Annotated in this window: 9 protein-coding genes; 3 read left to right on the top strand and 6 right to left on the bottom strand. The window is 63.9% G+C overall.

Translation table 11 applies throughout. The features are described 5' to 3' along the window. On the top strand, positions 1–998 hold a 998-nt coding region (locus ACILRN_RS13685; RefSeq protein WP_395689174.1), incomplete at its 5' end, for an aldehyde dehydrogenase family protein. Positions 999–1,004: 6 nt separating this feature from the next. Here ACILRN_RS13685 and ACILRN_RS13680 read toward each other — a convergent pair. The 3 genes from ACILRN_RS13680 to ACILRN_RS13670 all read right to left on the bottom strand — a co-directional run bounded on the left by ACILRN_RS13680 (position 1,005) and on the right by ACILRN_RS13670 (position 3,541). Further along, positions 1,005–1,889, bottom strand: a complete 885-nt coding sequence (locus ACILRN_RS13680) for a DMT family transporter (RefSeq protein WP_395689173.1) — start codon at positions 1,887–1,889, stop codon at positions 1,005–1,007. A gap of 85 nt (positions 1,890–1,974) precedes the next feature. After that, entirely contained in the window at positions 1,975–2,580 is a 606-nt protein-coding gene (gene pncA, locus ACILRN_RS13675; RefSeq protein WP_395689171.1) for a bifunctional nicotinamidase/pyrazinamidase, read from the bottom strand. 10 nt (positions 2,581–2,590) lie between these two features. Continuing rightward, positions 2,591–3,541 (bottom strand): glucokinase, encoded by a 951-nt coding sequence (locus tag ACILRN_RS13670; protein WP_395689169.1) that lies wholly within the window; start codon positions 3,539–3,541, stop codon positions 2,591–2,593. Between the two features lie 3 nt (positions 3,542–3,544). On the opposite strand from ACILRN_RS13670, the gene ACILRN_RS13665 reads away from it, so the two are divergent. Both ACILRN_RS13665 and ACILRN_RS13660 read left to right on the top strand, forming a co-directional pair. Continuing rightward, entirely contained in the window at positions 3,545–5,245 is a 1,701-nt protein-coding gene (locus ACILRN_RS13665) for a peptide chain release factor 3 (protein WP_395689167.1), read from the top strand. Beyond that, on the top strand, positions 5,242–5,976 hold the full coding sequence (locus tag ACILRN_RS13660) for a DUF599 domain-containing protein (protein ID WP_395689165.1): 735 nt from the start codon (positions 5,242–5,244) through the stop codon (positions 5,974–5,976). The genes ACILRN_RS13665 and ACILRN_RS13660 overlap by 4 nt, the downstream gene beginning before the upstream one ends. On the opposite strand, the gene eda is transcribed toward ACILRN_RS13660, so the two are convergent. The 3 genes from eda to ACILRN_RS13645 all read right to left on the bottom strand — a co-directional run. Continuing rightward, positions 5,973–6,617, bottom strand: a complete 645-nt coding sequence (eda, locus tag ACILRN_RS13655; protein WP_395689163.1) for a bifunctional 4-hydroxy-2-oxoglutarate aldolase/2-dehydro-3-deoxy-phosphogluconate aldolase — start codon at positions 6,615–6,617, stop codon at positions 5,973–5,975. The two genes, ACILRN_RS13660 and eda, sit on opposite strands and share 4 nt — an antisense overlap. Next, positions 6,617–8,431, bottom strand: a complete 1,815-nt coding sequence (edd, locus tag ACILRN_RS13650; RefSeq protein ID WP_395689161.1) for a phosphogluconate dehydratase — start codon at positions 8,429–8,431, stop codon at positions 6,617–6,619. The genes eda and edd overlap by 1 nt, the downstream gene beginning before the upstream one ends. A 16-nt stretch (positions 8,432–8,447) precedes the next feature. Beyond that, positions 8,448–8,952 (bottom strand): 6-phosphogluconolactonase (locus tag ACILRN_RS13645; RefSeq protein WP_395689159.1); only part of this gene is annotated, 505 nt, incomplete at its 5' end.

Raw genomic sequence — 8,952 nt, 5'->3', positions numbered from 1 at the left:
CTTGGAATTTCCCGGTTGCCATCCCGGCCTGGAAGATTGCGCCGGCACTGGCCTTTGGCAACGGTGTGGTGTTCAAGCCCGCCGATCTCGTGCCGGGCTCGGCCTGGGCGCTGGCCGAAATCATCTCGCGCGCCGGCCTGCCCAAGGGCGTGTTCAATCTTGTGATGGGCCGTGGAACGGTCGTCGGCCAGACCATGCTCGAGTCGCGCGATGTCAATGCCATCTCCTTCACGGGCTCGGTCGAGACCGGCTCGAGGGTGGCCATGGCCTGCGCGGCGCGCGGCGCCAAGTTTCAGCTTGAGATGGGTGGCAAGAATCCGCTGGTGGTGCTCGACGATGCAAATCTCGATCTTGCGGTTGCCGCTGCCTTGGATGGCGCCTTCTACCAGACCGGCCAGCGCTGCACCGCCTCTTCGCGGCTCATCGTGCAGGCCGGCATCCACGATGCCTTCGTCGAGCGCATGGTCGAGGGCATGAAGAAGCTCAAGGTCGACCATGCGCTGAAGGATGGCACGGTGATAGGCCCCGTGGTCGACGAGAGCCAGATGGCCCAGGATGAACGCTACATCCAGGTCGCGCGCGAGGATGGCGGCGAGCTGGCCTGGGGCGGCGAGCGCCTCAACCGCGACACCAAGGGCCACTACCTGAGCCCGGCGCTGTTCGTGGGCACCACCAATGCCATGCGCATCAACCGGGAGGAAGTGTTCGGGCCGGTGGCCGCGGTGATCAAGGTCAACAGCTATGACGAGGCGCTGAGCGTCGCCAATGACACCAGCTTCGGCCTGTCTTCTGGCATCTTCACTGGCTCGCTCAAGCACGCGACCGACTTTCGCAAGAAGTCTGCTGCGGGCATGGTGATGGTCAACCTGCCAACAGCCGGCGTGGATTATCATGTGCCGTTTGGCGGCCGCAAAGGCTCGAGCTACGGCGCGCGCGAGCAGGGCCGCCACGCGGTTGAATTCTTCACTGCAATCAAGACGGCCTATACCTTGGCCTGACCGCGCTCAGTCGGTAGCGGCAGGCACCTCGCGCAGCCTGCCGCCTGCCGCTTCGCGGGCAAACACCACAAGGCCGCTGACCACCACCATGGCGGCGCCGGCCAAAGTCCAGATGTCGGGAATGTCGCCGAAGAAGATGTAGCCTGCCGCGATCATCCAGACGATCTGGGTGTAGAGAAATGGCGCGAGTGCGCTTGCCGGCGCCAGACGGTGCGCCTGGATCAGCATCAGATGGCCAAGAGCACCGGCAACACCCATGAATCCGAGCAGCAGCCACTGCACGCCCACCGGCATCTGCCAGAACAGAGGCAAGGGTGCTGCCGCCGCGAGCGCGCCCACGAAACTGACATAGAACAGCGAGGTCTCCGTGCGGTCATGGCCGCCGACCTTGCGGGTGGCGATGTTGTAGACGGCGCCGCAAAAGGACGAGGCGATCGACAGCAGCATTGCCCAGTGGAAACTGTCGCTGCCTGGCCGCATGATCACCAGCACCCCCAGGAACCCAGCGACGACCGCCGCCCAGCGCCGCCAGCCTACCTGCTCTCCAAGGATCGGGACAGAAAGCGCACACACCCACAACGGAATGGTGAAGAAGATCGCCGAGGTCTGGGCGAGTTGCAGGTGCATCATGGCCACGAAATTGAGGATGGTTGACACCATCAGAAGCACGCCACGAAAAATCTGCAGCCCCGGATGACGTGTGATCAGCAGCGCCGGGCCTCCGGCGCGCATCAGAACGGCTGCGGAAATGAGAAAGGCCACCGCATAACGTCCGAATACGGCGACCACCGGCGGCAGGTCGTGGGTCACGTGTTTGGCAGCGGTGTCGAGGCTGGTGAAGACGGCCATCGAGGCAGTCATCAGTGCTATGCCGGTGATGCGTGGGTTCATGGGGCGGCAGTTAGCCCGCCCGCACCACGCTTGGAAACAGCAAGACGGGGCCTCTCCCTTGCGCTTTTCGCATGACAGCGGCGTTTCAGGTCAGTGCGACCCCATGTTCAGCGAAGCTCCGCCGCGCCGCATCCGCGGTTCCGCCGAGGTCGATGGCCCGGCAGGCTGCCGTGATCACCTCGGTCTCGAAGCCCAGCCGCCGCGCATCCTCCGCCGAGAAGCGCACGCAATAATCAAAGGCGAGCCCAACACAGACCACCTTGCGGATGCCGCGCTCGCGCAGATAGCCGCCGAGCCCGGTGGGGGTGGTGCGGTCATTCTCGAAGAATGCCGAATAGCTGTCGATGCCGTGCCGGAAGCCCTTGCGGATGATGAGCTGGGCCTGGGGAATGTCGAGATCGCGGTGGAAAGCTGCACCATGGGTGTCCTGGATGCAGTGGTCGGGCCACAGAGTCTGCGGTCCGTAATGCATGTCGACCGTGTCGAACGGCGATTTCTGGTGATGGCGCGAGGCGAAGGAGGAATGTTCCGCCGGATGCCAGTCCTGGGTCAGAACCACGTGGTGGAACTCCGGCGCCAGCCGGTTGATGACCGGCACCACCTCATCGCCGCCCGGCACCGCCAGATTGCCGCCGGGGCAGAAATCGTTCTGCACGTCGATGACGAGAAGCACGTCGTGATCGCTTCGCATGTGTCTCACCTCATAGTCGCATCGCCGCGATTGCGGCGGCACAGCCGCGCAGTGCAGGAAACTCGCCCACAACTGCGTAGACGGGAATTGGCCGTATTACATAGCCGATCTTGCCCCGCTGCTCGAATACCTCGCGGAACCGCCCGCTCTGAAGCGTGCCAAGGATCGACGGCACCATGCCGCCAGCCAGATAGACACCACCCTTGGCCTGCAGCGCCATCGCGGCATCGCTGGCAACGCGGGCGAGCCAGATGACGAACTGGTCGAGTGTCCTGACAGCGGCCTCGTCGGTTCCTGCAAGTGCAGCCTGAAGCACCTCTTCAGGGGTGTTCAGGCGCGGCTGCTGCGCCACAACCTGGTACATGTGCAGCAAGCCGCCGCCGGTGATCGCGTCCTCGGCCTCGAAGGGAACGCCGGGCTTGCTCATCTTCTCGCGCCAATCAAACTCGGCCTGGGTCAGAACCGGAAGAGTGACATGCCCGCCCTCACAGGCAAGCGCCAGCCAGCCGCCCTCGGGCAGCGGCGCCAGGGCTGCCATCCCAAGCCCGGTCCCCGGTCCCAACACGACCTTGAGCGCCGGCTTGTCAGGACGTGAGCCGCCGATCTGCACGACATCGTCCTCGCCCAGATGCGGCAACGACAGGGCCAGCGCCTCAAAATCATTGAGCAGGCGGATCTCGCGTGCCCTGGCCGCGGCCATCAGCGACTGCCGGGTGAAGCGCCAGTCGCGGTTGGTGAGCGCCACCGTCTCACCCTCGATTGGCCCGGCAACAGCGATTGCCGCGGCGGCAAGCCCGCTCAGGCCCCTGGCGTGCAGATAGGCGGCGATCGATTCCTCGAGCGACCGGAACTGGTCGTTCTTCTGCACGGCAATTTCGCTGACCCGGCTACTGCCCGGCTCGGCAAGCCCGAACCGGGAGTTGGTTCCGCCAATATCGCCGACCAGTGCCAGCCTGCTCATCTCATGCCACCTCGGCGCCTCCAGTGCCACGGCGGCCGGTTTTGGGCAACAGCGAAAGCTTTACCCTGCCGCCAAAGCCGTTTAGGAAGCCCCCACCACCCCGAAAGGCTGCTTTCAACCGTGACCAATCCGCTTGCCCAGGAAGTGGCGCGCCGGCGCACCTTCGCGATCATTTCCCACCCCGACGCCGGCAAGACGACGCTGACCGAAAAGCTTCTGCTGTTCGGCGGCGCGATTCAGCTTGCGGGCCAGGTCCGCGCCAAGGGAGACCGCCGCCGCACGCGGTCGGACTGGATGGCGATCGAGCGCGCCCGCGGCATCTCTGTCGTCACCTCGGTGATGACCTTCGAATACCGCGGCACCGTGTTCAACCTGCTCGATACGCCAGGCCACGAAGACTTCTCTGAGGACACCTACCGCACCTTGACCGCGGTCGATGCTGCGGTGATGGTGATCGACGCCGCCAAGGGCATCGAGGCGCGCACCCGCAAGCTGTTCGAAATCTGCCGTCTGCGCGATATCCCCATCATCACCTTCGTCAACAAGATGGATCGTGAATCGCGTGATCCTCTGGATCTGCTGGATGAAATTGAAAAGGGCCTGGCGCTCACCGTGGCGCCGATGGTCTGGCCGATCGGGCAGGGCAAGGATTTCGCCGGAACCTATGATCTCGGCAGCCCGCGCGTGCGTCGCCTCGAACAGGACCCCGAGGGCGTTGCCGTGTCCGGCCCAGACGACTCGCTGATCGCCACTTTGTTATCAGGTGCGGCGCTTGCCAAATGGCGAGATGAGATTGAGCTTGTCCAGGATCTCTGTCATGCCTTTGACCGCAAGGCCTTCCTCGAAGGCCATCTCTCGCCTGTCTATTTCGGCTCGGCATTGAAGAACTTCGGCGTGCGCGACCTGCTCGAGGCGCTCATTGCCTATGCACCGCCACCGCGCGACCAGGCGGCTTCTGCGCGTCTTGTTCACGCCACCGAGCCGAAGATGACCGGCATCGTCTTCAAGATCCAGGCCAACATGGACCCCAACCACCGCGACCGCATCGCCTTCATGCGGCTGGCCTCCGGCAAGCTCACGCGCGGCATGAAGGTCAAGCTGGTGCGCACCGGCAAAACCGTGGCGCTCAACGCACCTCAGTTCTTCTTCGCTCAGGACCGCTCGATCGCGGACGAGGCCTATGCAGGCGATGTGGTGGGCATTCCCAATCATGGTCTGCTGCGTATTGGCGATACCTTGACCGAGGGCGAGGACATCGTCTTCACTGGCGTTCCCAGCTTTGCACCCGAGATCCTGCGCCGCGTGAAGCTTGGTGATCCGATGAAGGCCAAGAAGCTGCGCGAGGCCCTGCAGCAGCTCGCTGAGGAGGGTGTCGTCCAGCTGTTCATTCCGGTTGATGGTTCACCAGCAATCGTGGGCGTGGTGGGTGCGTTGCAGCTTGATGTGCTGGCGGACCGTCTGGCCAACGAATATGGCGTGCCGGTTTCCTTCGAACCCGCCCGCTACGAGGTGATGCGCTGGATCTCCTCCGATGACCGCAAGAAACTCGACGAGTTCATAGCCGCCAACCGCTTCTCCATCGCCCATGATCTCGACGGCGATCCCGTGTTCATGGCGCAGTCACCTTTCAGCCTGAACTATACTCTGGAGCGTGCGCCAGACATCCGCACCGCCGAGATCAAGGAAATGCACAAGGCCCAATGAGCGAGATTCTGTTCTACCTGCCGACGGATTTTGCCCTGCCGCACGTCATTGCGGTCGCGCTGATTTTTGCGCTCTGGGGGCTCTATACACCAATCCTGCGGCTCATTGGGCGTGGATCTCTCAATTCCCAGCTTCATGTTGTGCGGCTCCGCTGGCTGGAGATGCATCAGGACATCGACCGTGAGCACCGCGTGTTCGATGCCATCCTTCTGGGCCACATCTCCAATTCGGTGTCCTACTTTGGATCCGGCACGCTGCTGGTGCTCGCGGGACTTGTCGGTGCGCTGGCCAACGTCAACAACGTCTTCCTGCTGACCCGCGGGCTGAAATTCGTCGACAAGAGCATGTCGCTCGAGCTCTTCACGCTCTATTTCGGCCTGCTCACCCTGATCATGGTCTTGTGCTTTTTTAGCTTCACCTATGCGCTGCGCAAGATGGCCTACACCTTCGCGATGCTGGGCGGGCTGCAGGCGACACCTGCCGAAACCGAGCAATCCCGTATCATGGGCGAGCAGGCGGCGACGGTCCTGACCGAGGCTGTGCGTTCGATCAACAACGGCATCCGCGGTTTCTACTACGCCATCGCGGCCCTGTTCCTGTTCGCAGGCCCGTATGCGGCGATCGTCGCCACGCTGGCTGTTACCGCCCTGCTGTTCTATCGCCAGCTGTTCTCGCCCACGGCAGTGGCCATTGCGCGCTATGTTGACGCGCTCAAAGACGGCAGGCGCTAGCCCTTCCTGAGCCTGGACGCGTCGGCCGCAAGCTTTTCGATTGCTGCCCAGTCCTTCGCCTCGACCAGCGTCTTCGGCGCCATCCACGAGCCGCCGACGGTGATTACGTTCGGTAGCTTCAGATAGGCAGGCGCCTTCTCCGGCGTGATGCCGCCGGTGGGACAGAAGCTCACCTGCGGCAGCGGCGAAGCGAGTGCGGAGAGGTAGGCTGCTCCTCCGGCCGGCTCGGCTGGAAAGAACTTTTGGATCGCATAGCCCCATTCCAGAAGCGCCATGGCTTCCGAAGCGGTCACGCCGCCCGGCAGGAAGTCGATCTCGTAATCTTCGGCAGCGCCGAGCAGTCTGCCGGTTGCTCCCGGAGAGACGGCGAACTTGCAGCCGAGCTTGTGGCTGTCGCGCAGCTGTTCCGGCGTGAGCACCGTGCCGGAGCCAACGATAGCGCCTTCCACCTCGGCGATGATGGCGCGGATCGACTCCATCGCTGTGGCCGTCCGCAGCGTGATCTCAAGCACCGGAAGCCCGCCCTTGACCAGCGCGCGCGCCAGGGGCACGGCGTCCTCCACCCGCTCGATCACCATGACTGGCACCACTGGCGCCAGGCGCAATGCCTCTGCCAGGCCTTTCTGATAGGTCTTGCTCATCAGATGCTCCCAAAAATCGATGCGCCGCGGTCTGCCCCGCCGGCAATGGCGCGAAAGGCTTCGAACAACTCGCGCCCGGTTCCGCTTCGGTTGGCTGACAGGTCGGCTTTCACGGCATCGCGCGCCGAAAGATCGGCCAGCACGTCGAGAGTACCCTGTTCGGCATCGAGCCTGATCATGTCGCCATCCCGGATGCGGGCGATGGCGCCGCCATCGGCAGCCTCAGGTGTCACGTGGATGGCCGCAGGCACCTTGCCGGATGCGCCCGACATTCGCCCGTCGGTGACCAGCGCCACGCGGAAGCCTTTGTCCTGCAGCACCGCAAGCGGTGGCGTCAGCCGGTGCAGTTCCGGCATGCCATTGGCCTTGGGGCCCTGAAAGCGGACCACGGCCACCACATCCTGGTTGAGGGTGCCTGCCTTGAAGGCCGCTTGCAACTCTTCCTGCGAATGAAACACTTTTGCGGGCGCTTCGATCACATGGCGGTCGGCTGGAATGGACGAGGTCTTGATCACCGAAAGTCCGAGGTTGCCGGTCAGCACATTCAGGCCGCCGGTGGGCTGGAACGGCTTCGCGCAGCCGCGCAGAACGTTCTCGTCATGCGAGATCTTGGCGGCATCGGCAAATACAAGTTCGCCACCATCATCAAGACGGACTTCCTTCGTGTAGCCGGACAGTCCGGTGCCCATGATGGTGGAGACGTCCTCATGCAGCAGCCCTGCGCCCAGTAATTCGCGGATCAGGAAGCCCATGCCGCCCGCCGCGTTGAAGTGGTTCACGTCCGCCTTGCCATTCGGGTAGACGCGAGCCAGCAAGGGAACGGCCTTTGAGAGTGCCGACAGATCGTCCCAGGTCAGCGCGATGCCGGCCGCCGCAGCCATGGCGATCAGGTGCATGGTGTGGTTGGTGGAGCCGCCGGTGGCGAGCAGGCCGACCACACCGTTCACCACCGCCTTCTCGTCGTAGATGCGGCCGATCGGCAGGTAATTATTGCCGAGCGCGGTGATGGCCAGCGCCCGCTTCGCCGACTCGCGGGTGATTGCCTCGCGCAGTGGCGTGCCGGGATTGACGAAGGTCGAGCCCGGCAGATGCAGGCCCATGATCTCCATCAGCATCTGGTTGGAATTGGCTGTGCCGTAGAAGGTGCAGGTGCCGGGGCCATGGTAGGAGCGTGCCTCGGCATCGAGCAGCTCCGCCCTTCCGATCTTGCCTTCCGCATAGAGCTGGCGGATCTTGCCCTTCTCGTCGTTGTTGAGGCCGCTGGTCATCGGTCCGGCCGGAATGAACACCGCAGGCAGATGGCCAAACGACAACGCACCGATGATCAGACCGGGCACGATCTTGTCGCAGACGCCAAGATAGACTGCGGCATCGAACATCTGATGCGACAGCGCCACGGCGGTGGACAGCGCGATCACGTCTCGCGAGAACAGCGATAGTTCCATGCCGGTCTCGCCCTGTGTCACGCCGTCGCACATGGCTGGCACGCCGCCCGCCACCTGGGCGGTACCGCCGGCGGCGCGGGCCGCGGCGCGGATTGTGTCGGGATAGGTCTCGAATGGCTGGTGCGCCGAGAGCATATCGTTATAGGCGGTGACGATCGCCAGATTAGGAGCATTGCCGTTGCGCAGTGCGTCCTTGTCGTGAGCGCCGCAGGCTGCGAAGCCATGGGCGATGTTGGCGCAGCCCAGGCTCTTGCGCTTGGGCGTGGTGGCGATGGCGGCATCAATCTTGTCGAGATAGCGCCGCCGCGATGCCCTGCTGCGCTGGACGATCTTCTCGGTGACGGCGGAAATGGTTTCTGTCACGGGCATGGCTTCACCTCTTCCTTCACGGGCACCAGTAGAGCGTCATGGGCTTCGGGCTGCGCAACACTGCTCTTACGGGCATTTCTGCCTGCGGACCAGCTTCGAGTGCGCGCTTCAGAACCTCTCGCTTCTGCGCTCCCTCGATGTGGAGGCTGATGGTCCCGGCGGCGAGGAGCGCAGGCAGCGTGAACGTCAGGCGGGGTTCGCCCGCACCAGGCGCCGTGATGCTGATCAGGCGCTCGCGGCCGCCCGGATCAATGGCCTCCTGAAGCCTGTCGCCGCCGGGAAAGAAAGAGGCCGTGTGGCCATCGCTGCCCATGCCGAGGATGACAACGTCGAAGGCCGGAAGTTTCGTGGCATCCGGATTGTCGTACAAGGGAATGAATGTGGCCGCCGCGGCCTCGTGGCGCAACAGGTGCTGGCGCACGAGCCTGGCATTGGAGCGGTCGCTGGTCTCCGGCACCTGACGTTCATCGACCAGCGTCACGCGAACCTTCCGCCAGTCGATCGGGGCGCGAGACAGCCGC

Origin of the sequence: Aestuariivirga sp. (genome assembly GCF_044238155.1) — a bacterium.
GTDB lineage: Bacteria > Pseudomonadota > Alphaproteobacteria > Rhizobiales > Aestuariivirgaceae > Aestuariivirga.
The sequence above is the reverse complement of the archived record's forward strand: the minus strand, read 5'-3'. Positions and strand labels throughout refer to the sequence as shown.